The organism is Actinocrinis sp., assembly GCF_035938995.1.
GTDB lineage: Bacteria > Actinomycetota > Actinomycetes > Streptomycetales > Catenulisporaceae > DASZGI01.
In genome coordinates, this window is sequence record NZ_DASZGI010000191.1 from 11,624 (window position 1) to 36,788 (window position 25,165).

The following is a 25,165-nucleotide window of genomic DNA, read 5'->3' on the forward strand; positions in this document are numbered from 1 at the left end:
GGGTGAGAGACAGCGGCAGGTAAGGGCTACTTCGCGTACAGGGCCTCGATATCGGCCACGTGCTCCGCGTTCAGCACGTGCCGCTTGATGCCCATCTTGAGCGACAGCTGGCCGCCCTCGATGGTCCACTCGACCGGCAGCACCTTGAACTTGCGGATCGACTCGGCCCTGGAGACCGCCTCGTTCGCCGACGCGACTGCCGCCTCGATCTCGTGCAGCACCGCCGGGTCGCCGGCCAGGTCCGCGAGCGGCATGTCCTTGGGACGACCGTGCAGCTCAAGCCACCCCGGCAGCGCCTCAGGGTCGAGGGTGATCAGCGCGGCGATGAACGGCTGCTGGTCCCCGACCACCATGGACTGCGCGACCAGCGGGTGCGCGTTGAGCCGGTCCTCAAGCACCGCGGGGGCCACGTTCTTGCCCGCCGCCGTCACCAGGATCTCCTTCTTGCGCCCGGTGATCGAGAGGTAGCCGTCGTCGTCCAGCTTGCCCAGGTCGCCGGTGCGGAAGTAGCCGTCCTCGGTGAACGCCTCCTTCGAGGCCTCCTCGTTGTTCCAGTACCCGGCGAACACCTGGCGGCCCTTGATCAGGATCTCGCCGTCGTCGGCGATCTTGATGGTGGTGCCGGGCACCGGGGGACCCACCGTGCCCGCCTTAGCGTTCGGGTACGGGTTGACCGCCACCGCGGGCGCCGTCTCGGTCAGGCCGTAGCCCTCGCACACGAACAGCCCGATACCGCGGAAGAAGTGGGTCAGCCGCGCGCCCAGCGGCGCGCCGCCGGAGATCGCGTACTTGGTCCGGCCGCCCAACGCCGCGCGCAGCTTGCCGTAGACGAGGCGGTCGAACAGCTTGTGCTTCAGCACCAGGCCGGTGCGCACCCGTCCGGTCTCGTGCGCCTCGGACCACTCGATCGCGGTCGCGGCCGCCATGTCGAAGATCTTGCCCTTGCCTTCGGAGTGCGCCTTGAGGCTCGCCGAGTTGTAGACCTTCTCGAACACCCGCGGCACCGAAAGGATGAACGTCGGCTGGAAGCTGCCCAGTTCCGCGACCACGTTCTTGACGTCCGAGCAGTGGCCGAGCTTGGCCCGCGCGAACAGCGCCCCGAGGTGGATGACTCGGGCGAACACGTGCGCCAGCGGCAGGAAGAGCAGCGTCGAGGGCTGCTCGCCGTCCTCGCCGAGGAACATGGCGTTCAGGAAGTTGACCGCGTTGCCTACCTCGAACAGCAGATTGCCGTGGGTCAGGACGCAGCCCTTCGGCCGCCCGGTCGTCCCCGAGGTGTAGATCAGCGTCGCCACGGTGTCCGGCTTCAGCGAGCCGCGCCGCTCGGCCAGCGTCGCCTCCGCGACGTCAGCGCCCGCGGTGGCCAGCAGCGCCAGGGCACCGGATGGGGCCTCGGCCGACGAGTCGATCTGCCAGACGTGCTTGAGCCCGGCGGCCTGGTCGCGCACCGACTCCACCGTCGCGGTGTTCGCCGCGGTCTCGGCGAAGACGGCCACCGCGCCCGAGTCCGCCAGGATCCACGCCACCTGCTCGGTCGAGGAGGTCTCGTAGATCGGCACCGGGATCGCGCCGGCCTCCCAGATCGCGAAGTCCAGCAGCGACCATTCGTAGCGGGTGCGGGAGAAGATCGCGACCCGGTCGCCCGTCCCGACCCCCATCGACACCAGGCCGCGGGCCACCGCCGAGATCTCGTCGAGGAACTCCCGGGCGGTCACGTCCTGCCAGGCTCCGGCGGAGTCCTTGCGGGCGACCACCGCCAGGTCCGGTACTTCCGCTGCGTTGCGGTGCACGAGATCGGTGAGGTTCGCCCCTTCGGGCACCTCGTACAACGGTTCAACAGTGAACTCGCGCACCCATGGCTCCTCGGACACTGAGGGTTTAAACGGTCTACAGCGGTAATACCGGAAACGGTCCGGTTAGTCCCGCACTGTTGTGCCATACCAGCGTTTCCGCCCTCTGGAATCCGGCCCGCGGCGGCGGGCCGCACCAATCCCAGACGCGCGTTTCCATGGCATCCGCACTGACGTTACATCTCATTACTAGCGGGTAGCTAGTGTCTCTGGCCAGGCGAACGCGTCACATCCGCGCGGCGAAGTCGCCCTGGCCACTGTGGCATTGGCCGACCTGCGGTATACGTGTGCCTCCTTAGGGGCAGCGCGGCGCGGTACCCTGAACCGAGCAAAGCCAGGGGAACACCACCGGCCGACGGCCCTCGTCCGGCGCGGCCCCGATCCGGACGTCGGGCACGGCAGGGGCAGAAAGGGCAGGGCGATGGCGGACCGCACCAGAGCCTCTATCCATATCGGCGCGCCCGCCGCCGCCGTCATGGCGGTGATCGCGGACCTGCCCGCCTACCCGGAGTGGACCGGAGAGGTCAAGAAGGCCGAGGTGCTGGCGACCGATCCGGACACCGGGCGCGCCGCCCGGGTGCGGCTGTCCATCGACTCCGGGGCGCTGCGCGACCAGCAGGTGCTTGCGTACACCTTCGACGGGGACCGCGCCGTGCACTGGACCCTGGTCGAGGGGGACATGCTGCGTTCGCTCGAGGGCTCGTACGTGCTCACGCCCCAGGACGGCGGCGGCGCCACGACCGTCGAGTACACGCTCGCCGTCGACGCGAAGATCCCGTTGTTCGGAATGATGAAGTCGAAGATCGAGAAGGTCATCATCGACCGCGCGCTCGCGGGCCTGAAAAAGCGCGTCGAAACCACCGCCCGGTGACCGCGGGCCGCCACGACGCCGAACGCAGACAGCAGACAGATTCAGATGGAGACCTCCTCGCAGCCCGGACCCGCCTCGCCCCCCAAACCCTCCGACAGCACCCTTCCCGACAGCGCCATGACCTCCGTCGGTGACGCTACGGGCATCGGCGCCGCGGCCCTCTCAGAGGCACCCGACCTCGCCGAAAGCGCCCCTGCCCCGGCTACTGCGGCGGCCCCGCCTGAGCAGCTGAACCCCGCCCGCGCCACGCGCTTGGTCTTCGTCACCGGCAAGGGCGGCAGCGGCGTGAGCACGGTGGCCGCGGCCACCGCGGCGCACGGTGCGCAGCGCGGCCTGCGCACCCTCGTGCTCTCCCTCGGCGCGCTCGGCGCGGACAACGACGCCGACGACCTGCCCGCGATCCTCGACCACGAGGTCAACACCGTGCCCACGCAGGTCGACGATCTGCTTTACGCACAACGCTTCGCGGTGCAGCCCGCGTTCGAGGAGTGGTACGGCAAGGCCGTCACCCGCTTCCGCGGCCTGCTGGAAACATTCGGCGTCGGCGCCCCCGACGCCGCGGAACTGGCCGCCCCGCCCGGCGTGGGCGAACCGCTCGCACTGCACGAGATCACCACGGCCGTCACCGGCGGCGCTTGGGACCTGGTCGTGGTGGACGGCCCGCCGCTCGGCCCCGCGCTGCGCTTGCTGTCGCTGCCCACCAGCGCGCAGACCTGGCTGCGCCGTGCCCGCCCGGTGGAGAACCAGGCCGCCCGCGCGCTGCGCCCGCTGCTCTCCTCGCTGGCCGGGCTGCCCCTGCCGCAGACCGCGCTGGTCGACCTGGCTGACAACGCCACCGCGCGCTGCGCCGCCGCGCACGCCGCGCTCGCCGACCCCCTCTCCTCGGTCCGCCTGGTCGCCACGCCGGACACCGTCGCCGCCTCCCGGCTGCGCGCCGCGCGCACCGCCCTCGCCCTCTACGGCCTGCGGCTCGACGGCCTGGTCGTCAACCGCCAGATCCTCGAGGCGCCCCGGGACAGCTGGTCGAGGGGTTGGGCCGCGGCCCAGCGGATCGCGATGGAAACCCTGGCGGAGACCTTCGGCGGGGTGCCCCTGCACGAGATCCCCTACCGCCCCTGCGAACCGCTCGGCCTCGAGGAACTCGCCGTCGTCGCGGCCGCCGCGTACGGCGCGGGCGACGGCCTGGGCCCCGCCGCCATGCCCCCGGCCCCCCGGCTGATCGAGTCCGAGGGCGGATATACCCTGGTGGTGCCGCTTCCCGCGGCCGACCGGCGGGCGCTGTCGCTGGTCCGGCGCGGGGACGACCTGGTGCTCACGACCGGCGCGCACCGCCGCGTCCTGCCGCTCGACTCGGTGCTGCGACGCTGCCGGGTCGCCGGGGCGGTGCTGCGCGAGCAGGCCCTGAACATCCGCTTCGTGCCCGATCCGGACCTTTGGCCGGCCCGGGACGCCGCGCCGTCCACGCCGCCAGGAGGCCAGCCGTGACCGACCGCCCAGCCGACGATTCCGCGGACCGCGACCCCGGCGCCGACGGGGCCGCCCCGGACGGCGAGGACGAGGGCGCCGACATCCCCGTCGTCGAGGTCGCACCCGCCGCGCCGCCGGCCCGCATTGGCTCCGGCGTGCCATCCACTCCCAGCACTGCCGGACCGGACTGGACGCGGGATGAGCCGGTACGGGATGATCCGGGGACGTTGGGTGAGGAAGCGCGCAAACTGTGGGACACGGTCCGCGATCAGTTCGTCGATCCTCTCCTGCGGAACTACCCGGAGGCGGCCGGGCATCTTTCCACTGCGGGTTCGGAATTCGCGGCGGCGTTGCGTGCGCTCGTCCGCGGTGCCGAGCGCCGGTGGACCGACAGCGAGCAGCACCCGGAAGACGGCCGCGACGGCCGGACCGCGAGGGACGAGGGCGGGGACGCCGACTCCTGAGCCCGGCCCGGCCCCGCGGCCGTGCGCAGGGGCGAATGGCGAATGAGGGGACCATGGGACTGACGATCGGCGTCGACATCGGCGGCACGAAGATCCTTGCCGGCGTCGTGGACGAGAGCGGCACGATCCTTGACCGGGTCAAGGTGCCGACGCCGCGGGACTCGGCGCACACCGCCGTGGCCATCGCCGAAGCGGCCCTCGCCGTGCGCAAGGACTATCCGGTCCAGGCGGTCGGCCTCGGCGCCGCCGGGTTCATCAGCTCCGACCGGGCCACCGTGCTGTTCGCCCCCAACGTCGACTGGCGCAACGAGCCGCTCAAGGCCCGGGTCGAGGAGCGGGTCGATCTGCCCGTGGTGGTGGAGAACGACGCGAACGCGGCGGCGTGGGGCGAGGCCCACTTCGGCGCCGGCGGCGGCCGCCCCAACGTGGTGCTCTACACGATCGGCACCGGCGTCGGCGGCGGGATCGTGCTCGGCGGCGAGCTGTTCCGCGGACACTTCGGCATCGGCGCGGAGTTCGGCCACTACCGCGTCGTGCCGGACGGCCGGCTGTGCGGCTGCAAGCAGCACGGCTGCCTGGAGCAGTACGCCTCCGGCAACGCCCTGACCCGGTACGTGAAGGAGCGCGCCACGGCCGAACCGGACCGCGCCAAGATCCTGCTCTCGCTCGGCGACGGCACCCCCGAGGGGATCATCGGGTCGCACATCACCGAGGCGGCGCGCAAGGGCGACCAGATAGCCCTGGACGGCTTCGCGGAGATCGGCGGCTGGCTGGGCCAGTCGATGGCGGACATCGCCTCGATCCTGGACCCCGAGGTGTTCGTGGTCGCGGGCGGCGTGTCCGACGCCGGGGAGATCCTGACCGGCCCGGCGCGCGAGCGGTACCACACGTCCCTGGCCGGAGACGGCAACCGGCCCTTCGCGGAGGTCGTGACCGCGACGCTCGGCCCGGACGCCGGACTGATCGGCGCCGCGGACCTTGCGCGGCGCTTGTAGGCGGGCTCTCTTGTAGTCGGAGCCGGATTCTCCGGGGCGGTGCCCCGAGACGGCGCAGCAGTACAACGCGAGCGCTTTGAACGAGACGCGCCGCGCTAGACGGCCGTACCGCTAGACGACCGCGCCGAACGTCGGGTCGTCCGGGTCGTCGTCCTCGTCGTCGGGCCGGTCCTTGAGCTTGGTGACCAGGTACGCGAAGCCCGCGATCCCGGACAGGATGCACAGCAGCGAAGCCCACTGCGGCGTCTGCCAGTGCAGCACCGTGGCCAGTGCCAGATACGCCGGGCCGCCGAGCCCCATCAGCCACGCCGCCTTCGTCGCCATGCCCAGTTCCGGCAGCGGCGGCGGGGTCGGCGGCACGAAACCCTCGTACTCGGCGTCTTCGCGGGCTTGCCAGTCGCGCGGTCCCGCCACGGTCGGCGGCGCACCGGACTCGCCGCCGCCTGTTGCCGCCGGGCTAGCGTCGCCGGTCCAGGTGACCGAGGCCGGGGGTCCCGCGGGCGCCGAACCGGGGGCGGCACCGGGCCGGTTCGCCGGGCGCACCACGCGTGCCGGACCACCCTGGCCGAATCCCGTCGCCGGGTCGGGGGAGGAGGGCGCCCGGTGCTGTCCGGGCCCCGGCGCCGGATCGACCTCGGCCTCCTGCTCCGCGTCCTCGTCGCGCGGCAGATCCTCCGCGTCCGGCCACAGACCCGTCTCGTGCGAAGGGCTGGCGTGGAACGAGGCGACCAGTTCGGTCCAGACCGCGTCGTCCACAGCTCCGGGCTGCTGCTCCCCGCCTTCCGGCTGCCGGTCCGCGTCGCCCGTGGTCATACCGGCGCCTCCGATCCGTCCGCCGCCGCTGGATCAGGCGCCTGCGTAGCGCGTGCGTCCGCCGCGAGCCTCCGGAAAAACACCGCGGAGTCCGCGAAAATGGTGGGCGCGTCGTTGTCGAGCGTCGCCACGTGATAGCTGTCCGGCAGCAGCACCTCGGTCACGTCCGTAGACCCCACCTTCTCCAGCACCAGGGCGCTGTTGCTCGGGTGCACCACATGGTCCTCCGGGGACCGGAACAGCAGCAGCGGCGCCGTCACCTTCGGCAGATCCGCCTCGACCGTCGTCCACAGCTTCGTCAACGACAAGGCCGCCTTCAGCGGTACCTTGTCATACGCCAACTCGCCCGAGCCGGGTCGCTTGATGTCCGAGGCGATACCGGGCATCGCGGGCACGAATCGCGCGAGCAGCGGGATCAACGCCTCGCGAGAGCTGTTCCGCTTCACCGACGGATTGACCACGGCCACACCGCGGATCGCGGCGCCGTGCACCTCGGCCAGCCGCAGCGCCAGACCGCCGCCCATCGACAAACCCCCGACGAAGACCGCGTCGCAGTCGTCGAGCAGACGGCGCAGTGCCTTGTCCGCCTCCGCGTACCAGTCCTCCCAGGTGGTGGACTGCAGATCCCGCCAATGCGTGCCGTGCCCCGGCAAGCGCGGCAGCGACACCCGGAATCCGGCCTCGACGAGGTACTGCGCCCACGGACGCATCGACTGGGGCGAGCCGGTGAAACCGTGGCACAGCAACACCCCGAGCCGCCCGCCGCCGCTCTCCGGCGTCGCCTCGAACGGCTCGGCCCCGGGAAGCAGCGCGGTCGCCGTCCCGGAATGCGCCGAATCAGTCGTCACCGTCGCTCCTCCACGAGCCCGGACCTGGTAATGGCCACGGGACCCGTCCGCGGTCCAGCGGTGCGGACACCGCCCCTCCGGGCATCGTCCCACGCGGTCCGCTTCTGCGTACACCCAACGGTCGTCAAAGTGCGGCGCGGCGGTCATCAGGCGCGGCGGACGGCGACGCACGGCTAAACTCCGGCAGACCACATCCCATCCGGGGAGGCGTGACCGGCGATGCTCTACGGCCTTCTCAAATCGACGCTGCTCGGCCCGCTGATGCGGCTCGTGTTCCGGCCGCGCGCCGCGGGTGCCGACGGGTTCCCGGCCGAGGGACCGGTGCTGCTGGTCGCGAACCACCAGTCGTTCTCCGACTCGCTGTTCATGCCGCTGGTCGCACCCCGGCCGGTGAAGTTCCTCGCCAAATCCGAGTACTTCACCGGCTCCGGCCTCAAGGGCCGGCTCTACTCGTTCTTCTTCCGCGGCGTCGGCTCCATCCCGATCGACCGCTCCAGTGCCAAGGCCGCCGATCCCGCGATCTCCACCGCGCTGCGGCTGCTCGCCGAGGGTCACGTCGTCGGCATGTACCCCGAGGGCACCCGATCGCCGGACGGCCGCCTGTACAAGGGACGCACCGGCGTCGCCCGGATCGCGTTGGCCGCCCGCTGCCCGGTGGTGCCCTGTGCGATCTCCGGCACCGAGCGCGTCCAGCCGACCGGCGCCAAGATTCCGCGCCCGGCGCGCGGCCACCACGGCCGGGTCCGGGTCGTGTTCGGCGCGCCGCTGGACTTCTCCCGCTACACCGGCCCTGACGGCGAGGCGTGGCGGCTCCTCGAAGGCACCGAGGCCGAACGCGCGGTGCTACGCGCCGTCACCGACGAGATCATGCACACGCTGATGCGGATGACCGGGCTCGAATACGTGGATGTCTACGCGACATCGGCGAAGAAGACCGCGAGCAGGCGGGGTGTTTGACGGCTCGGCGTTTAGTGGCTCGGCGAGCTCGACCGGGGCTTTATGACGGCTGTAGATCGCGTGGCGGGGCAGTGTATGAACTGGTGCAGGAGCTATCCTCGCCACGCGATCTTTCGCCGCCGCGGTCGAGCTCGCCGAGCATCCGGTCAGGCTGCCGGGTTCAGCACGATGCCGTGGCCCGTCACGCTCACCTTGGTCTGCAGGTAGCGCAGGTTCGACGCGGTCACGAACACCCCGGTCGGCACCTTGTCCCGCACCGTGATCCCGTTCCGGCCCAGCTGAACGGCCTTGTCCGGATTGTTCGACAGGAGCCGGATCTCAGGAGCCTCCAGCGCGTGCAGGATCTGAGCCGCGGCCGTGTAGTCCCGCGCGTCCGAGGGCAGTCCCAGCGCCTCGTTCGCCTCGTATGTGTTCAGGCCTTTGTCCTGGAGTGCGTACGCGTCGAGCTTGTTGTACAGGCCGATGCCCCGGCCTTCCTGCCGTAGGTAGATCAGATAACCGCCGACGTTCGTGATCTGCTCCGCCGCGTCGCGCAGCTGCGGACCGCAGTCGCACCGCGCTGATCCGAATACGTCACCCGTCAGGCATTCCGAGTGAAGCCGTACCAAAGGCACGGCCGCCTCCCGGTAAGGCCCGAGACCCATCGCCAGGTGCTCCTGCCCGTCGACGAGTCCTTCGAAGGTGAATACCTGCGCGTCGGTCCGGTACCCGTCGCTGAACTGCAACGGGATGCGGACAGATGTACGCACGGTGGCCGCCGGCGGAGCCTCGGACCTCGAAACCCGCTGGGACTGCATTGTCATCCACAGCTCCTGAGGCTGGTGTCAAGTGATCACTTCTTTTTCACAGGTGACCAACGGTCGGGGCGCCCGCGGAAATTCCCGCCCGCCCACCGGACGGCCGCTGTTCACCGGCTCGTCATCCGTCCGCGATGCGAGCCGGGGAAAACCGACCCGTGAGTAACCGGTAAGTTGGATGGCGAGGTGAAACGCCGCACAATCCCTCCAGACCCCTCGTCCGGACGGTGGCGCGGCGGCGGGCAACGAGGCCCGGACCCTCCCCGCGAACGGGAGCGCGCGGCGGCGTGCCACCCTACCGGGAGGGGATCGGGGACGCCCGGCGCGGCGGCCCCCTCCCCAGCAGAGCCGGTGCAGGCGGCTCCCATACCTCCCACACATACGGCTGTTGAAGGGATCACAATGCGCGTCGGAGTCCTGACCGGCGGGGGCGACTGCCCCGGTCTGAACGCCGTCATCCGGGCGGTCGTCCGCAAGGGTGTCCAGAAGTACGGTTACGAGTTCGTCGGCTTCCGCGACGGCTGGCGCGGACCGCTCGAGGGCCTGACCCGGACCCTCGACGTCAAGGCGGTGCGCGGGATCCTGCCGCGCGGCGGCACCATCCTCGGCTCCTCCCGCACCAACCCGATCAAGGTCGAGGGCGGCGTCGAGCGGATCAAGGCGAACCTGGCCGAGCTCGGCGTGGACGCGCTGGTCGCGATCGGTGGCGAGGACACCCTCGGCGTCGCGACCAAGCTGCACGAGCAGGGCGTCCAGGTCGTCGGCGTGCCCAAGACCATCGACAACGACCTCAACGCCACGGACTACACCTTCGGCTTCGACACCGCCGTCACCATCGCCACCGAGGCGATCGACCGGCTGCACACCACCGCCGAGTCGCACCACCGGGTGCTGATCGTCGAGGTCATGGGCCGGCACGCGGGCTGGATCGCGATCCACTCGGGCATGGCCGGCGGCGCGAACGTCATCCTCATTCCGGAGGAGAGGTTCGACATCGACCAGGTCTGCGCCTGGATCGAGTCCCGGTTCAAGAGCGAGTACGCCCCGATCGTGGTCGTCTCCGAGGGCGCCACGCCGGCCGACGGCGGCGAGGCCCTGGTCTCCCAGGAGCTCGACGCGTTCGGGCACGTGCGCCTCGGCGGCATCGGCGAGGCGCTGGCCAAGGAGATCGAGAAGCGCACCGGCAAGGAGGCGCGCACCACGGTGCTCGGCCACGTCCAGCGGGGCGGCACCCCGACGCCGCGCGACCGCTGGCTCGCCACCCGCTTCGGCCTGCACGCCATCGACGCGGTGCACGACTCCGACTGGGGCAAGATGGTCGCGCTCAAGGGCGTCGACATCGTCCGGGTGCCGCTCGCGGCCGCGACGACGGAGCTCAAGACCGTCCCGATGTCCCTCTACGACGAGGCCAAGGTCCTCTTCGGCTGAGCCGGCACAACCCTTCCGGGAATGCGGCCAGGGGCGGCGGGTTCACTCGGCGTCGCTCCGGCCGCAGCGCGGGTACTATCCAGCCAGCGCTACCGCCCGGAAGCAGGAGATGACCCCCCGCCCCGCGACTCCTCAAACCGCCCGTGCGATCAACGACCGGGCGGCCCTCGAGCTGTTCGCCGCGCGCGGCGCGCTCACCGCCGGGCAGCTGCAGGAGGCCACCGGCCTGGCCCGCCCCACGGTGATGGACCTGCTCGCCCGGCTCGGCGAGGGCGGCCTCATCGAGCAGATCGGCGAGGTCGGAGCGGACCGGCGCGGCCCCAACGCTCGGCTGTACGCGCTGGCCGGGCACCGCGCCCGGGTCGCCGGGGTCGACGTGCGCACGCACGTCGTGCGCGTCGCGATGACTGACCTGGCCGGACACGTCCTGGCCCGGCACACGCTCGCCGTGCCGCACGGCGCCCCGGATGCGATCCCCGACGCGGAAGCGCTCAAGGTAGTCACGGACGACCTCGCCGAGGCGCTGCGCGCGGGCGTCGGAGCGGATAAGGCGCCCCTGCACGGGGTGACGATCGGTATGCCCGGGCTGATCGACCCAGCGACCGGGATGGTGCGCCCGACGTCGCCAGCGGCTTTCTGGCACGCCGATCTGGCCGCCGAACTGCGCGCGGCGCTCGCCGTCGGCGACGGTCTGCCCCCGGCAACGATCGTGCTGGAGAACGAGGTCAACCTCGCTGGAATCGCCGAGTACCGGGCCACCGGCACCGGCACCTTCGGCCTGCTGTGGCTCGACCGCGGCATCGGCGCTTGCCTCGTGCTCGACGGCGTGTTGCGGCGCGGCGCGTCGGGCGGGGCCGGCGAACTCGGCTTCCTGCAAGCGCCGGGCACCACGCCGCGTGGCCCGGATTCTCCCGGCTGCGCGGGCGGACTGTGGGAGCTGATCGGCGCCGACGCGGTCCGTAGCCTGGCCGCGGCGCACGGCACGACCCCGGACGACTTCGGGCACGAGCGGTTCCGCGCCGAGTTGGCCGAGCGCGTGGCCTTGGGCGTCGCCGCCTTCGCCCTGGTGGTCGACCCCGGCGTCGTCGTGCTCGGCGGTGAGCTCGGCCGGGCGGGCGGCGCGCTGCTCGCGGACGCGGTCGAGCGGCACCTCGCGCAGGTCTGCCCCGTCCCGACCCGAGTCGTCGCCACGGCCGTGCCCGGAAACCCGATCCTCGCCGGGGCCGTCGCCACCGCGCTGGACCGCGCCCGGGCCGAACTCTGGCCCTGACGCGTGTCGCGGCTTCGTCCGTGACAGCGTGCTGAGTCGGACCGCGGCAGTCAGCCGACGGAGCACTCCCGATCCGGCCTTGTCAGGATGCGGACCAGTTCCCGCCGCAGGATTCGGAGTCCGTCGATGGTGAGCACGGACTCGGCGTGGAACTGGAGGCCGGTGTAGTGCGGGCCGCGCATCGCCACGATCTCCCGGCGTTGCCCACCTTCGCGATCTTCTGGTGCGCCGAGCGTGGCGAATTCCAGCCCTGGCACCGGACCGCGCGGAGCCAGCGCGCAGAACGAGTTATAGAACCCGACCCGCTCCGGCCGTCCGAACAGGTCCACCGGCACCTGCGTGCCCTGATTCGGCTCCGGTCGGCGCGCGAGCTCGAGCCCGAGTGCCGCGCACACCATCTGGTGCCCGAGACACACGGCGAGGAAGGGAGTGCGGGCGGCGAGCAGACGGTGCGTGAGCATCCGGCCGTTGCGCATCTTCGGCAGCGAAAGGTCGCGCGGATCGCCGGGGCCGGGGCCGAGCACGACCAGATCGAAGCCCGCGAGGCCGTCGCGCTCGTCGTACCCGGCGGTTCCGTCGACGGCCGCGTACGGCGTCCGCGCCACCTGCATGCCGAGCGCCCGCAGGACCACGGCGAGCATCGAGGTGAATGCGTCCTCGTAGTCCACGATCAGCGCGGAGCGTCCGTTGAGTTCCGGTGCGGCGAACTCGCGCTCGTCGTGCTCGGCCAGCCAGAAGGGGGCGAGGTTCTCGTTGCGAGCGGCCAGTGCGGCGCGCACTCGGGGGTTCTCCGCGTGGCGAACGCCAGTGGTCGCGCGCGGCTGTGTTGATTTCGGCCGCGTTGATCTCGGCTGTGTCGATGTACTGATGTGTTGGCCGCGCTCGCCCGAGTTCGCATTCTCGACGCCGAACGCACGCAAGACACCTGCGGCTTTCGCGTGAGTCTCGAGAACTTCGCCGTAAGGGTCCGAGCCGCGCACGAGCGTTGCGCCCACAGGAATCCTCAGCGAGCCGTCAGCAGGATCCAGATACGCTACGCGCAGCAGCAGTGACGCGTCCATCGTCTGTGTGCCCTGTTCGTCCGCGCCGATCAGCGCCGCGACTCCAGCGTAGTATCCCCGGCCGCCGGTCTCGTGCCGCTGGATCACCCGGAACGCATTGCGGATCGGCGACCCCGTGGCTGTCGGCGCGAACATCGTCTCGCGCAGTACGCGCCGCGCGTCCATGTCCGTACGCGCCTCGATGTAATACTCCGTATGCGCCAGATGGGCCATCTCCTTGAGGAACGGCCCGGCGACCCGTCCATGGCCGCCGACCTCGGCCAGCATCTTGAGTTCCTCGTCCACCACCATCGCCAGCTCGTCGCGCTCCTTCGGATCGGCCAGGAACGCCAGCACCTCCTCCGGCGTCGCCTCGCCCGGCGGCTTGCGCAGCGTCCCGCTGATCGGGTTCATCACCGCCACGCCGCCGTGCAGCGAGACGTGCCGCTCCGGAGTCGCGCCCACCAGGATGCGGTCACCGGTGTGGATCAGGAACGTCCAGTAGGCGCCGCGCTCCCGATCTAGGAGCCCTCGGAACGCGGCCAGCGCCGTCGCGGCGGCGTCGTCGCAGTGCCCGACGAACGAGCGGCGCAGCACGAAGTTCGCGCCCTCGCCGCGCGCGATCTCATCGTCGAGTACTGCCTTGACCTGCCGTGCGTAGGAGTCGTCGTCGATGTCGAACGCACCGTCGCGGATCGCGGGAGGCTGCGCGTCCGGCAGGTCCGCCGGCGAGAGCTCGACGCGCTCGCGCACCAGCAGCGACAGCAGCGGCGTTTCGTCGTCGTGACAGGCGTCGCCGCGTTCGCGCAGCTGCCGATAGGGCACGAGAACGAGCTGCTCACCGCCCTCCCGCTCAACCGGCGGCAGGTCGGCGAGGCGCTCGACGGCGACCATCCGCCCGCGCAGCAGTTCGACGGTGTCGCGGCCTTCGCGTCGCAGCAACGCGTAGGGCGGGGCCAGATCCAGGAGCTCGGTGTGCGTCGGCATGGTCGGAGCCTTTCGGTCGGCCAACCGCCCTCCGGCTGAACCGATCCCTCGCCACACACAGCGAACCGGCCGCCAGATCGGCGGCCGGTTCGCGTGAGTCGGGGTGCGCGAGCCTTGTCAGTCCGCCGAGAGGGCGGACCACCACTGGGTCAGGGAACTGGAGCGGGCTCGCTGCATGGCGCCGACTGTAGCAGGACTCAGCGCTTCGGGAGAAGGAATGACGTCCCGAGGACCACCACCGCGAGCGCCGCGCAGAGCGCCGCGGCGACCGTCATCGCCGAGACGTAGCCGTGCACGCCCGCAGACCTGCCGAGCACCGAGAAGAAGACCGTGCCCAGGATCGTGACGCCGCTGGCGTTGCCGAACTGCTGCGCCGTGGTGAGCGCCCCGGCCGCCATCCCGGCGCGGGCCGGCTGTATCCGGGTGAGCACCGCGCCGATGATCGACGGCAGCGCCAGCCCGTTGCCGAATCCGACCACGATCATCCCCGGCTCGAGCCAGCCGACCGTCGTGTGGTCCCCGCGCGCCAGCAGGAGCCCGGCGGTGAGCAGCAGTCCGGCGAGGCTCACCGTCGCGCCGATCGTCACCACGCGCTTGCCGAACCGCCGCGCCAGCACCGAGCTGAGCGCGAAGGCGATACCCAGCGGGGCGAACGCCAGGCCCGCGCGCAGCGGCGAGAGCCCGAGGCCGTCCTGCAGCAGCAGCGTGAGGCACAGCATGAACCCGGCGAAGAAGGTCAGATAGCCGCCGGAGATCACCATGCCGGCTGCGAAGACCCGCTCGCGCAACAGCTCGGTCGCCAGCACCGGGGCACCGCCGCGTCGGCCGAGCCGAGACTCGTAGCGCAGCACCGCGGCCATCAGTGGGACCGACGCCGCGATGGCGATCCACGTCCACACCGGCCAACCCTCCGGCCGTCCCAGCGTGATCGGCACCAGGATCAGCGCCAGCGCCGCGCTGATCCCGATCGCGCCGACCGGGTCGAGCCTGGTGTCCGCCCGCCTGTCCCGGCTCGGCAGCCACCGGGCCGCCAGCGTCGCAGCGGCCAGGCCGATCGGCACGTTGATGAAGAAGATGGTGCGCCAGCCCCAGCCGAACAGGTTCGCGTCGAGCAGCACGCCGCCGAGCGCCTGCCCGGACACCGCGCCGATGCCGATCGTGGCGCCGAACGCCGCCATCGCCTTCGCCCGCTCGTGCAGCGGGAACATCAGGTTGATCAGGGCCAGCAGCTGCGGGACCATCGCCGCCGCGGTCAGCCCCTGCAGGATCCGCGCGGAGATCAGCAGCGTCGGGCTGGTGGCCAGCCCGCACAGCAGCGACGCGGCGGTGAACGCGGTCATCCCGAACAGGAAGAGCCGGCGGTGGCCCCAGAGGTCGCCGAGACGCCCTCCGGTGATCAGGCCGCTCGCGTATGCGAAGCCGTAACCGCCCACGACCAGCTCGATCGCCGAGTCGGAGGCGCCGAGGTCGTGCTGGAGCGAGGGGGCGGCGACGTTGACCACGAAGTAGTCGAACATCGCCATGAACATCGCGGAGAGCAGGACGGGCAGGACACGCCACCTCTGTGGATAGGGCGGTGGCTCGTCGTCGTGTCTTTGCTGTCGGTGCGGGGCTGTAGCGTCGGAGACCTGGGTCGCAGCGTGTTCGGCGGCGAGGGACATGCGCGGTACCCCCTGTGCGGCGGTTAGTTCGATGAGAAGCGAACACTGGAATCGTACGACGATCATCGAACAACTGCAACCGGATTACCGGGGGAGCCGCGAGCGCCGAGCCGTCGCCCTCCGCCGCACTAGGATTCCGGCGGACCACGACACCGAGGGGCGAACGCGATGACCTACACAGCCGCCGGCGACCGATACGCCACCATGCAGTACCGCCGCTCTGGGCGCAGCGGACTCAAACTCCCCGCCATCTCGCTCGGCCTATGGCAGAACTTCGGCGACGCCAAGCCCCGCGAGACCCAGCGCGCCGTGCTGCGCCGCGCCTTCGACCTCGGCGTCAGCCACTTCGACCTGGCCAACAATTACGGCCCGCCGGCCGGCTCGGCGGAGGCGAACTTCGGCGCGATCTTCGCCGAGGACTTCCGCCCGTACCGCGACGAAATGATCATCTCCACCAAGGCCGGCTACAACATGTGGCCCGGCCCCTACGGCGACTTCGGCTCCCGCAAGTACCTGCTCGCCTCGCTCGACCAGTCCCTGTCCCGGATGGGCCTGGACTACGTCGACGTCTTCTACAGCCACCGCCCCGACCCGGAGACCCCGCTCGAGGAGACGATGGGCGCGCTCGACCACGCGGTGCGCTCGGGCAAGGCCCTCTACGTTGGCATCTCCAACTACACCCCCGACCAGACCCGCGCCGCCGCCGCCATCCTGCGCGACCTCGGCACCCCGCTGCTGATCCACCAGCCGTCCTATTCCATGCTCAACCGCGGCGCGGTGGAGAACGGCCTGCTCGACACCCTCGAGGACGTCGGCGCCGGCTGCATCTGCTTCTCGCCGCTCGCTCAAGGCGTGCTGACCGACCGGTACCTCGGCGGCGTCCCCGCCGACTCTCGCGCCGTGATCGGCCAGTTCCTGCGCCCGGAGTCCCTCACCGACGAACGGATGGACAAGGTCCGCGCCCTCGACAAGCTGGCCGGCGACCGCGGCCACGCGCTGGCCCAGCTCGCCCTGGCCTGGGTGCTGCGCGACTCCCGGATGACCTCCGCGATCATCGGCGCCTCCTCGGTCGCCCAGCTCGAGGCCAACGTCGCCGCCCTCCAGATCCCCCCGCTGAGCGCCGACGAGCTGGCCGCGATCGACCGCATCCTCGGCTAGGGGGATTTTGGAAAGTCTCGCCGGGCCCGCGGCGCCTGCCACGCACGCTCGCTGCGTGGGCGAAGCACCCCCCGGTGCCGCCAGGCACCTATGGTTCACAGCTTCCCGATATGAGGGAGCTCCGCCGCCTTGCGATCGCACGCGTCAGACGCCGCGGGCTTATCCGGCGAGACTTTCCACACACCCCCTGCAATCTCGTCACCCGAAACGCGGGCTACCATCCCACCGGCGTCCCTTAGCCTTATCCGTGTGGATACGACACTCAGTGCACACGCGCAGTTAGAGACGTGGCGGAACCTGCCCGTGAAGCAGCAGCCGGCGTGGCCCGACCACGCCGCTCTGCGCGCCGCCGCCGCGGAGCTGCGCACGTATCCGCCGCTCGTCTTCGCCGGCGAGTGCGACATCCTCAAGGGCCGTCTGGCGCAGGTGGCTCAGGGCGAGGCGTTCGTGCTGCAGGGCGGCGACTGCGCGGAGACCTTCGAGGGAGTCACCGCCGACGCGATCCGCAGCAAGCTGAAGACGCTCCTGCAGATGGCGGCGGTGCTTACCTACGCCGCCTCCGTGCCCGTCGTCAAGATCGGCCGCATTGCCGGGCAGTACGGCAAGCCCCGCTCGAAGGACACCGAAACGCGCGACGGCGTGACCCTGCCCGCCTACCGAGGCGACTCGGTCAACGGCTTCGACTTCACCCCCAAGGCGCGCGTCCCCGACCCGTGGCGCATGGTCCGCATGTACCACTCGTCCGCCGCGACCCTGAACCTGGTGCGCGCCTTCACCACCGGCGGCTACGCGGACCTGCGCCAGGTGCACGCGTGGAACCGGGACTTCGTGGCCAACTCCCCGTCGGGAGAGCGCTACGAGATGGTCGCCACCGAGATCGAGCGGGCGCTGAACTTCATGCGCGCCTGCGGCACCGACCCGGAGGAGCTGCGCACCGTCGAGTTCTTCTCCTCGCACGAGGGGCTGCTGCTCGAATACGAGTCCGCACTCACCCGCACCGACTCGCGCACCGGGCTGCTGTACAACACCTCGGGCCACTTCGTCTGGATCGGCGAGCGCACCCGCGACCTCGACGGCGCGCACATCGACTACTTCTCCAGGATCCGCAACCCGATCGGCATCAAGCTGGGACCGGCCACCACCCCCGACGACGCCATCGCCTACCTCAACAAGCTGAATCCGGACCGGGAGCCCGGCCGGCTCACCTTCGTCACCCGGATGGGCGCCGGCCTGGTCCGGGACAAGCTCCCGGCGCTCGTCGAGAAGGTCACCGGCGAGGGCCACCAGGTCGCCTGGATCTGCGACCCGATGCACGGCAACACCTTCGAGGCGCCCAGCGGGCACAAGACCCGCCGCTTCGACGACGTGCTCGACGAGGTCAAGGGCTTCTTCGAGGTGCACCGCGGGCTCGGCACCCACCCCGGCGGCATCCACGTCGAGCTGACCGGGGACGACGTGACCGAGTGCATCGGCGGCGGCGACGAGATCGTGTTCGACGACCTGGGCACCCGCTACGAGTCGGCCTGCGACCCGCGCCTGAACCGCTCCCAGTCGCTGGACCTGGCGTTCCTGGTGGCCGAGATGTACCGAAGCGCCTCATGACCGCCGCCGGCGCCGCTACCGATGCGACCTCTGTCGACCTGCGCAGTGACACGGTCACCAAGCCGACCGCGGCGATGCGCGCCGCGATGCTCGAGGCCGAAGTCGGCGACGACGTCTACGGTGAAGACCCGACGGTCGCAGCCCTCGAAGAGAAGGTCGCCGACCTCTTCGGCTTCCCGGCCGCGCTCTTCGTCCCCACCGGAGTGATGGCCAATCACATCGGCATCCGCACGCTCGTCGGCCCGGGCGAAGAGCTGGTCTGCGACGCCGACGCGCACATCGCCGCGCACGAGGACGGCGGCCTGGCCTGGCACGGCGGTATCCAACTGCGCACCGCCCTCAACGAGCGCGGCCTGTTCACCCCCGAGACCCTCCGACAGCTGATTCGCCCGCGGCTGCCCCACACGCTCGCGACCAGTGCCATCGAGCTCGAAAACACCCACAACCGCGGCGGCGGCTCGGTCTATCCGCTGGCGACCCTCGAGGCGATCAAGGAACTTGCCGACGAGTACGGCATCCCCGTGCACGTCGACGGCGCACGCATCTGGAATGCCCACATCGCCACCGGAACCCCGCTGCGCACCTACGGGGAACTCGCCGACACCTTGTCGGTCTGCCTGTCCAAGGGTCTGGGCGCTCCTGTCGGCTCGGTCCTGCTGCTCAAGCTGGAGGACCGCCCGCACGCCGTGGCCATGCGCCACCGTCTCGGCGGCGGCTGGCGCCAGGCCGGCCTGCTCGCCGCCGCGGGCATCTACGCCCTCGACCACCACATCGAGCGGTTGGCCGACGACCACGCAAATGCCAAGCTGCTTGCCGAGACTCTGCGCGCCCACGGACTGGCCGCGCGTGAGCCGGAGACGAACATCGTGCTCGTCGACGTGCCCGACGCGCCCGCCCGCGCCGCGCGGGCGAAGGAGCGCGGCGTGCTCGTGTCAGCGTTCGGACCCACGATGCTGCGCCTGGTGACCCATCTCGATGTGAGTGAAAAGGACTGTCTGCGCGCCGCAGAGGTACTCGCGCGCTCCTGAAATCCCGTCACAATCGGCCCGGATGGTCCGGTACCGTCCTGGTTGGCGGTGTTCGCGCCTGTTGATAGAGCCCTGTCATTCGGACTACCGTCCTTCCGACGCAATCACGGATCCGTACTGTCTGGGGGAAGGCTCATGGGCCTGTTCGACAAGCTCTTCAACGACGACGAGAAGGAACGCGAGGAAGAGGCCAAGCGTAAGGCGGCTGAGAAGTACGCCGAGGACCACGCCCACGACCACGACGCGAAGGGGCACTCGGAGCACGCCACCGCCCACGTCCACGCCGCGGTGACCACGACCACTCCGGCGAAGAAGGTCCCTGCGAAAAAGGCCGCGGCCGCCGAGCCGGAGCACGAGGCCAAGCCCGTGGCGAAGAAGACGACTGTCAAGGTCCCCGCAGCGGCACCCGTCACGGCCACGATCCCGCACCAGCACGGGCCGGCGACAATCCCGCATCAGGGCCAGATCAAGGCCGGATCAGTCACCGTCGCGCACGACCAGGCGATGACGCTGCACGTGCTCGCCCACATCCCGGACCACGCCCCGCGCGAGGACGACCCGCACTACCACCTGTTCGAGCAGGCCAAGGCCCGCCTCAAGCGCCAGGGCCTGTGGAAGTGCATGATCGGCGACGAGCTGTGCGGCGGCGAGCCCGAGCTGCACCACACGTTCATCGAGTTCTCGCAGATCAACGAGGTCGACCCGTCGAAGATCCAGCAGGCCCTCGGTCTGCATTTCGACAGCGACGAGCAGTTCCAGGAGTGGGCGGAATCTCCCGGCAATTTGGAGGTTCTGTGTGCACAGCATCATCGCGCCCATTACGGAATCCACGTCATCCCAGGTCCGCTGTGGGAAGCGCTTCGTTTCCGCAAGGCGGGAACCGCGGCCGCGGCCGAATTCGTGGCCGCCTCCGACGCGCCTAAGGATGCTAACTGACGAAGGCCGTCAAAAGGGCGCGGACTCACCCCTGTGGAGTCCGCGCCGTTTTGTGACTCAGGCCGCCCGTCAGTGGATCTCGGCGTTGGGGCGGGCGAAGCGGGGGAGAAGAAAGCCGAGCGGGATGCAGACGACAGCCGCGGCGGCGGTATAGAGCAGGGCGTTGGTGGACGCGGCGACCGAGGTGTGGCCGGCCTTCAGCCCGTTGAAGTAGAGCGTGCCGAACAGGGCGACGCCGAGCGAGTTCGCCAGCTGCTGGACCGCGTTGAGCACGCCTCCTGCGGTGCCGGTCTCGTGTTCGTCGACCTCTGCGACGACGAGGGTGAAGTAGGTCGCGATCATGAGGCCCATGCCGATTCCGCACACCGCGTATGAGGGGGCGACGTCCCAGGCCGTCATGCCCTGGCCGGCCGTCGTGACCGTCCACGCGAGCGCCGCGAGGCCGCCCGCCATGAGGACGACTCCGCTGTGCAGCACCCTGCGACCCAGCTTGGGCGTGAGCGCCGCGCCGGATCCGGCGCCGACCGCGGCGCCGAGGGAGAACGGCAGGCCGGTCAGTCCCGCGCGCAGGGAGCTGAAGCCGAGCGCCAGCTGGATGTGCAGCATCAGGACGATGAAGAGCCCGCCCATCGCCGCGAAGAAGCACGTCGCGAAGACCAGGCCGCCGCTGAAGCCCTTCTTGGTGAACAGCGTCGGCGTCACGAGGGGAGTACGGCCCCTGCGCTGGCGCGCCCGCTGCTGGAACCCGAACGCGGCGAATACCGGCACTGAGGCGGCCATCAGCACGAACATATAGACCGGCCAGTTCTTGTCACGGCCCTGGATCAACGGGTAGACCAGCAGCAGCATCGCGAACCCGGACAGCAGCATGCCGACCACGTCGAGGGTGGGCGCGTTGGGGCCGTGGCGCTTGTCCCGGGGCACGACGCGCCAGGCGCAGACCAGTCCCAGCAAGCCGAGCGGGATGTTGACCCAGAAGATCGAGCGCCAGTGTGAGCCGAGCAGATTCGCCTGCACCAGCGCGCCGCCGACGATCGGTCCGAGCGTCGCGGCAAGTCCCATCACCGGTCCGAAGACGCCCATCGCGGCGCCCGCCTGTGCGGGCGGGAAGACGGAGCGGATGATCGACAGGCCCTGCGGGAGCATGACGGCCGCGGACAGGCCCTGCAGACAGCGGGCCGCGATGAGCAGCTGCGGGTCGGGAGCGGCCGAGCTGAGCCCGGAGAACAGGGTGAACGCTCCGATGCCGAGCAGGAACATCCGGCGGTGGCCGTAGATGTCACCGAGACGGCCCGCGGTGATCAGCGCCGCGGCCATGGCCAGTGTGTAGCCGGCGATCACCCATTGCAGCTGGGTGCTCGAAGCGTGCAGGTCGCGGGCGATCGATGGGGCGCCAACGTTCACGATCGTGGCGTCCAGCAGGTCCATGATGTCCGCGCCGAGCACGGTGAGCAGAACGAACCATTGGAGCCGGGACTTCTTCGCGGCGGCGTGGGTGCCGCTGGACTGACCGGCTGCTACGGCCGGTTCGACGCTGGTGGACATGCTCTGCCTCCCCAAGACACGACGAACAGTGTTTGTGATACGAACACCGTTCTACACTCGTACGATGTTCGCGTCAAGAACGATGTTCGCTTGCGGAACGTCGTTCGTGATTGCGTACGGCGTTCGAGCGCGCGTACGCTGGCCGGGAGATCGAGGAGGACCGCGATGGGTGCGCGAAGCGAGGCTGAGACGGCGGCCGCGGCCGGGTGGGCCGGGATCGCGCCGCCGTGGTCCCCTGCGGCGAAGGGCCGCGGCGCGCGCGCCGAGAAGCCGGCGCTAAGCCGGGAGGCGATCGTCGAGGCGGCGCTACGGATCGTCGACACCGAGGGATTGGACGCGGTGTCGATGCGGCGGATCGCCCAGGAGTTCGGCACCGGTGCCGCCTCGCTCTACGCGTATGTGGCGAACAAGGACGAGCTGTTCGACCTGGTCGTGGATGCCGTCATGGCGGAGATCGCGGACAGCTGGCCGCCGCACGACCCGAAACGCGACTGGCGCGAGGAGCTCAAAGAGAGCACCCGGCTCGGCGTGGCGGTGCTGCGGCGGCACCGCGACGTGGCGAAGGCTTTCATGGGCCGGATCCCGTTCGGCCCCAACGGTCTGCGGGGAGTGGAGGCGCAGCTGGCCATCCTGCGCGATGGCGGTGTGCCGGACCACGTGGCCGCCTATGTCGGCGACTTCCTCGGCTCGTACATGGTCTCCACCGTGATCGAGGAAGACATGTGGGCCTCGCGCTTTCCCGGGGCGACCGAGGACGACGTCGCCCGTCAGATGGGTGAGATCCGCGACTACCTGGTGTCCCTGCCGAGCGACCGGTTCCCCCACGTGGTCGCGATGGCCGGGAAGATGGTGGACGCGGACCGGGACGGACCCGACCGGTTCGAGTTGGGGTTGGAGATCATCATGCGGGGGATCGCCTCCTACCAGGAGAAGGAGAAGACGGGCGACGGGGCCGGAGACTAGGCGGACGACTCGGCGGCGTGCGGCTGCTCGACCAGCTGCGCGAGGTACAGCGGCTCGCCGAGCCGATTGAGCAGGTCGAGCTGGGTCTCCAGGTAGTCGATGTGCTCCTCCTCGTCGGCGAGGATCCCCTCGAAGAGGTTGGCGGAGGTCACGTCGTCCTTCTCGCGCATGTACCGGATGCCGCGGCGCAGCCGGTCCACCGCCTCGACCTCGATCTTCATGTCGCACTCGAACATCTCGGTGACCGACCGGCCGATGCGCAGCGGTCCGAGCCGCTGGAAGTTCGGCAGCCCCTCGAGGAAGATGATCCGCTCGGCGAGCCGGTCGGCGTGCTGCATCTCCTCGATCGACTCGCGGCGGGTGTGCCGGGCCAGCTTCGCCCAGCCGTTGTTCTCCTGGAGCTTGTAGTGCAGCCAGTACTGGTTGATCGCGGTCAGCTCGGCGGTGAGCTGCTCGTTCAGGAACTCGATGACCTTCTTGTCGCCCTGCATGGCCGCGATCCTTCTTCCCGACTGGCGTGAACGGCTCCAGTCTGGGACAGCCTTCCGCGCGGGGGCCGGACGCTCCGGGCGTTGCGCCGGATGTCGGGGGAGGGTTAGGCCGAATGGGTGGGGACGCGGCGGGGAGCGCCGCCATTGGGCTGCAAGGCCGCGGCTATGAGGCAGCCGAGCCGCTCGACGCACGTGCCACAGCTGGTCCCGGCGCCGCATCGATCGCCGAGTTGTTCCTCGGTGTGCGCGCCGCGCGCGATCTCCTCGGTGACCTCTTCCTCGGTCACGCTGAAGCATACGCACGCGTACATGGGGGCCTGGAGCTCCGTATCGGGTGATGGGAACCTGAAACAGGTGAGTTAGGTAAACCTAAGCTAACCCAGAGTTGGTGATTCTGCCAAGACGGAGCGGGGTGGGCGGGCGCCCGGCTTCGGGGGAGTGTGCGGTGTGCGGGCGTGTGCGGGAGCGGGGACGCGGGCGCACATGCGGGGATGCAGGCACGGGGCGCCTGGTGGCACGAGGAGTTCGAACGTCAGTGGCGGCGGGGTCTGATGCGGCCAGAGGCGTCGGGTCGGTCGGAACCGCAGCGTGGCCGCGTCGTCGCGTGCTGGAGGGCCGCGCGAAGTGGCACCGCAGTGGCACCGCCGTGGTTCGGAGCACTGCTCGGGATCTGCGACCATAGAGCGTATGGGTCAGACGGGTAACCCAGCACGCGGGTCTCGCGCTGGCGGCCGCGCTGACGGTGATTCCGTCGATGGCATGGAGCGCATTCCTCCGGGGCAGCGCGCGCAATCCAGCTGGCCGGTCCTGCACTACGGCCCGGTGCCCCGGTTCAAGCCGGATCGCTGGGACTTCCAGGTCTACGGCGCAACGGTCGACGGCGGAAAGCACGTGTGGGACTACGAGGCGTTCAAAGCGCTGCCCACCGACTCGGTCACCGCCGATCTGCACTGCGTCACCAAGTTCACCATGCTCGACAACACGTGGGGCGGCGTGCTTGCCAGGACCGTGCTCCAGCTCGCCCCGCCCGCTCCCGAGGCGACGCACGCGATGGTCTGGGCCGAGTATGGGTACTCTGCCAACTTGCGGATCGAGGACCTGCGGCAGGAGTCGACGATCCTCGCCGACCATCGCAACGGGGAGCCTTTGAGCCCCGAGCACGGATTCCCGCTGCGCCTCGTCGTGCCGCACCTGTACGCATGGAAGGGCCCGAAGTGGGTCCGCGCCATCGAGTACCTGGCCGAGGACCGGCGCGGGTTCTGGGAGGAGCGCGGATACCACAACGTCGCCGATCCCTGGCAGGAGCAGCGCTACTCCTACCAAGAGGTGTAGCGGTCCAGCGCGGTTCTAGGCGAACGTCACCGTCACGTTCTTGAAGCCGAGCGATTGCAGCAGGCTGATGAGCATGGCGCGGGTATTGCGCTCGGCGTCCGATTTGATCGTGCTCTGCGCCGCTGCCTGCTCGATCTTCTTCTGCGCCAGCTCGTACACGGCCTGCTGGCTGTTGGGGTTCCCGCCGAGGAACGAGTTGATCCGGGTGAACAGTCCCTGCTGCTGGGCGAAGACATAGGACTGCTTCACATCCAGGGTCGCGGACTCGAGTTGCGCGTGCGGCAGGGTGAGGGTGGCGGACAGCCGGTCCGCCGACACCTGCACCGCGCTGCCCTTCAGTTTCGAGAAGTCCACGAATGCGTTGTCGTTGCCGATGCCGATGAACAGGGTGTCGCTGCCCTCGAGGAAGCTGGGGAGGATCCCGCCGGAGCTGATGTCGACGACCACCTGGAAGTTGCCGCTGGCCGCCTCGTAACGCGACAGCTCAACGATCGACTTGAGGACGACGGGACCGCTGCGGTCGGTGGTCGTCTCGGAGAACGGGTTGCGCAGCTGTGGGAACAGATGCACGGCCGATCCGACGAGCAGTACCGCCAGTATCAGGACTATCCCCCCGACGACGCCCGCGATACGTTTGCGCCACCTACCCACTGTGTCCGCCT

23 protein-coding genes are annotated in these 25,165 nt (G+C 70.2%); 13 read left to right on the forward strand and 10 right to left on the reverse strand.

The window, feature by feature from the left end:
- Positions 1 to 26 precede the first annotated feature (26 nt).
- On the reverse strand, positions 27 to 1,853 hold the full coding sequence (locus tag VGZ32_RS13510; protein WP_326886338.1) for an AMP-dependent synthetase/ligase: 1,827 nt from the start codon (positions 1,851 to 1,853) through the stop codon (positions 27 to 29).
- 418 nt (positions 1,854 to 2,271) lie between these two features.
- Here VGZ32_RS13510 and VGZ32_RS13515 point away from each other — a divergent pair, with 418 nt between their 5' ends.
- The 4 genes from VGZ32_RS13515 to VGZ32_RS13530 all read left to right on the forward strand — a co-directional run bounded on the left by VGZ32_RS13515 (position 2,272) and on the right by VGZ32_RS13530 (position 5,647).
- Entirely contained in the window at positions 2,272 to 2,721 is a 450-nt protein-coding gene (locus VGZ32_RS13515; protein ID WP_326886339.1) for an SRPBCC family protein, read from the forward strand.
- 117 nt (positions 2,722 to 2,838) lie between these two features.
- Positions 2,839 to 4,206: an ArsA family ATPase gene (locus VGZ32_RS13520; protein WP_326886340.1), complete on the forward strand. Its 1,368-nt coding sequence runs from the start codon at positions 2,839 to 2,841 to the stop codon at positions 4,204 to 4,206.
- Complete coding sequence (locus VGZ32_RS13525) at positions 4,203 to 4,652, forward strand: DUF5304 family protein (protein WP_326886341.1); 450 nt, start codon at positions 4,203 to 4,205, stop codon at positions 4,650 to 4,652. Before VGZ32_RS13520 ends, VGZ32_RS13525 begins: the two co-directional genes overlap by 4 nt.
- 53 nt (positions 4,653 to 4,705) lie before the next feature.
- The gene (locus VGZ32_RS13530) at positions 4,706 to 5,647 is read left to right on the forward strand and encodes an ROK family glucokinase (RefSeq protein ID WP_326886342.1); all 942 of its coding nucleotides are present in this window, start codon (positions 4,706 to 4,708) and stop codon (positions 5,645 to 5,647) included.
- 111 nt (positions 5,648 to 5,758) lie between these two features.
- On the opposite strand, the gene VGZ32_RS13535 is transcribed toward VGZ32_RS13530, so the two are convergent.
- Positions 5,759 to 6,460: a hypothetical protein gene (locus tag VGZ32_RS13535; RefSeq protein ID WP_326886343.1), complete on the reverse strand. Its 702-nt coding sequence runs from the start codon at positions 6,458 to 6,460 to the stop codon at positions 5,759 to 5,761.
- A complete protein-coding gene (locus VGZ32_RS13540; RefSeq protein WP_326886344.1) occupies positions 6,457 to 7,308 on the reverse strand; it encodes an alpha/beta hydrolase in 852 nt (283 codons plus the stop codon). The genes VGZ32_RS13535 and VGZ32_RS13540 overlap by 4 nt, the downstream gene beginning before the upstream one ends.
- A gap of 219 nt (positions 7,309 to 7,527) precedes the next feature.
- Here VGZ32_RS13540 and VGZ32_RS13545 point away from each other — a divergent pair, with 219 nt between their 5' ends.
- On the forward strand, positions 7,528 to 8,265 hold the full coding sequence (locus tag VGZ32_RS13545) for a lysophospholipid acyltransferase family protein (RefSeq protein WP_326886345.1): 738 nt from the start codon (positions 7,528 to 7,530) through the stop codon (positions 8,263 to 8,265).
- A gap of 146 nt (positions 8,266 to 8,411) precedes the next feature.
- Here VGZ32_RS13545 and VGZ32_RS13550 read toward each other — a convergent pair whose 3' ends face one another.
- Positions 8,412 to 9,062, reverse strand: a complete 651-nt coding sequence (locus tag VGZ32_RS13550) for a GTP cyclohydrolase II (RefSeq protein ID WP_349263593.1) — start codon at positions 9,060 to 9,062, stop codon at positions 8,412 to 8,414.
- A 402-nt stretch (positions 9,063 to 9,464) separates the two neighbouring features.
- On the opposite strand from VGZ32_RS13550, the gene VGZ32_RS13555 reads away from it, so the two are divergent.
- Together VGZ32_RS13555 and VGZ32_RS13560 are read left to right on the forward strand one after the other, a co-directional pair.
- On the forward strand, positions 9,465 to 10,490 hold the full coding sequence (locus VGZ32_RS13555; RefSeq protein WP_326886347.1) for a 6-phosphofructokinase: 1,026 nt from the start codon (positions 9,465 to 9,467) through the stop codon (positions 10,488 to 10,490).
- Positions 10,491 to 10,599: 109 nt separating this feature from the next.
- Complete coding sequence (locus VGZ32_RS13560) at positions 10,600 to 11,760, forward strand: ROK family transcriptional regulator (RefSeq protein WP_326886348.1); 1,161 nt, start codon at positions 10,600 to 10,602, stop codon at positions 11,758 to 11,760.
- A 50-nt stretch (positions 11,761 to 11,810) separates the two neighbouring features.
- On the opposite strand, the gene VGZ32_RS13565 is transcribed toward VGZ32_RS13560, so the two are convergent.
- Both VGZ32_RS13565 and VGZ32_RS13570 read right to left on the reverse strand, forming a co-directional pair.
- A complete protein-coding gene (locus VGZ32_RS13565) occupies positions 11,811 to 13,787 on the reverse strand; it encodes an anthranilate synthase family protein (protein WP_326886349.1) in 1,977 nt (658 codons plus the stop codon).
- 197 nt (positions 13,788 to 13,984) lie between these two features.
- Positions 13,985 to 15,448 carry an MFS transporter gene (locus tag VGZ32_RS13570; protein WP_326886350.1) on the reverse strand — a complete coding sequence of 488 codons (1,464 nt, stop codon included), beginning with the start codon at positions 15,446 to 15,448 and terminating at the stop codon, positions 13,985 to 13,987.
- A 168-nt stretch (positions 15,449 to 15,616) separates the two neighbouring features.
- Here VGZ32_RS13570 and mgrA point away from each other — a divergent pair, with 168 nt between their 5' ends.
- The 4 genes from mgrA (at position 15,617) to VGZ32_RS13590 (ending at position 20,172) form a co-directional block, all read left to right on the forward strand.
- Entirely contained in the window at positions 15,617 to 16,606 is a 990-nt protein-coding gene (gene mgrA, locus VGZ32_RS13575; RefSeq protein ID WP_326886351.1) for an L-glyceraldehyde 3-phosphate reductase, read from the forward strand.
- Between the two features lie 249 nt (positions 16,607 to 16,855).
- Positions 16,856 to 18,208, forward strand: coding sequence for a class II 3-deoxy-7-phosphoheptulonate synthase (locus VGZ32_RS13580; protein ID WP_326886353.1), 1,353 nt, complete (start codon positions 16,856 to 16,858; stop codon positions 18,206 to 18,208).
- Positions 18,205 to 19,236 (forward strand): threonine aldolase family protein, encoded by a 1,032-nt coding sequence (locus tag VGZ32_RS13585; protein ID WP_326886354.1) that lies wholly within the window; start codon positions 18,205 to 18,207, stop codon positions 19,234 to 19,236. The genes VGZ32_RS13580 and VGZ32_RS13585 overlap by 4 nt, the downstream gene beginning before the upstream one ends.
- Before the next feature lie 135 nt (positions 19,237 to 19,371).
- Entirely contained in the window at positions 19,372 to 20,172 is an 801-nt protein-coding gene (locus tag VGZ32_RS13590) for a hypothetical protein (protein ID WP_326886355.1), read from the forward strand.
- A gap of 69 nt (positions 20,173 to 20,241) precedes the next feature.
- On the opposite strand, the gene VGZ32_RS13595 is transcribed toward VGZ32_RS13590, so the two are convergent.
- Positions 20,242 to 21,717, reverse strand: coding sequence for an MFS transporter (locus VGZ32_RS13595; RefSeq protein WP_326886356.1), 1,476 nt, complete (start codon positions 21,715 to 21,717; stop codon positions 20,242 to 20,244).
- A 165-nt stretch (positions 21,718 to 21,882) separates the two neighbouring features.
- Here VGZ32_RS13595 and VGZ32_RS13600 point away from each other — a divergent pair, with 165 nt between their 5' ends.
- Positions 21,883 to 22,680 (forward strand): TetR/AcrR family transcriptional regulator, encoded by a 798-nt coding sequence (locus VGZ32_RS13600; RefSeq protein WP_326886357.1) that lies wholly within the window; start codon positions 21,883 to 21,885, stop codon positions 22,678 to 22,680.
- Here VGZ32_RS13600 and bfr read toward each other — a convergent pair.
- Together bfr and VGZ32_RS13610 are read right to left on the reverse strand one after the other, a co-directional pair.
- Positions 22,677 to 23,171: a bacterioferritin gene (bfr, locus tag VGZ32_RS13605; RefSeq protein ID WP_326886358.1), complete on the reverse strand. Its 495-nt coding sequence runs from the start codon at positions 23,169 to 23,171 to the stop codon at positions 22,677 to 22,679. The two genes, VGZ32_RS13600 and bfr, sit on opposite strands and share 4 nt — an antisense overlap.
- A 104-nt stretch (positions 23,172 to 23,275) precedes the next feature.
- The gene (locus VGZ32_RS13610) at positions 23,276 to 23,482 is read right to left on the reverse strand and encodes a (2Fe-2S)-binding protein (RefSeq protein WP_326886359.1); all 207 of its coding nucleotides are present in this window, start codon (positions 23,480 to 23,482) and stop codon (positions 23,276 to 23,278) included.
- Between the two features lie 376 nt (positions 23,483 to 23,858).
- On the opposite strand from VGZ32_RS13610, the gene VGZ32_RS13615 reads away from it, so the two are divergent.
- Complete coding sequence (locus tag VGZ32_RS13615) at positions 23,859 to 24,503, forward strand: sulfite oxidase-like oxidoreductase (RefSeq protein ID WP_414642538.1); 645 nt, start codon at positions 23,859 to 23,861, stop codon at positions 24,501 to 24,503.
- Positions 24,504 to 24,518: 15 nt separating this feature from the next.
- Here VGZ32_RS13615 and VGZ32_RS13620 read toward each other — a convergent pair whose 3' ends face one another.
- Complete coding sequence (locus VGZ32_RS13620; RefSeq protein ID WP_326886361.1) at positions 24,519 to 25,073, reverse strand: DUF4230 domain-containing protein; 555 nt, start codon at positions 25,071 to 25,073, stop codon at positions 24,519 to 24,521.
- Positions 25,074 to 25,165: the final 92 nt, after the last annotated feature.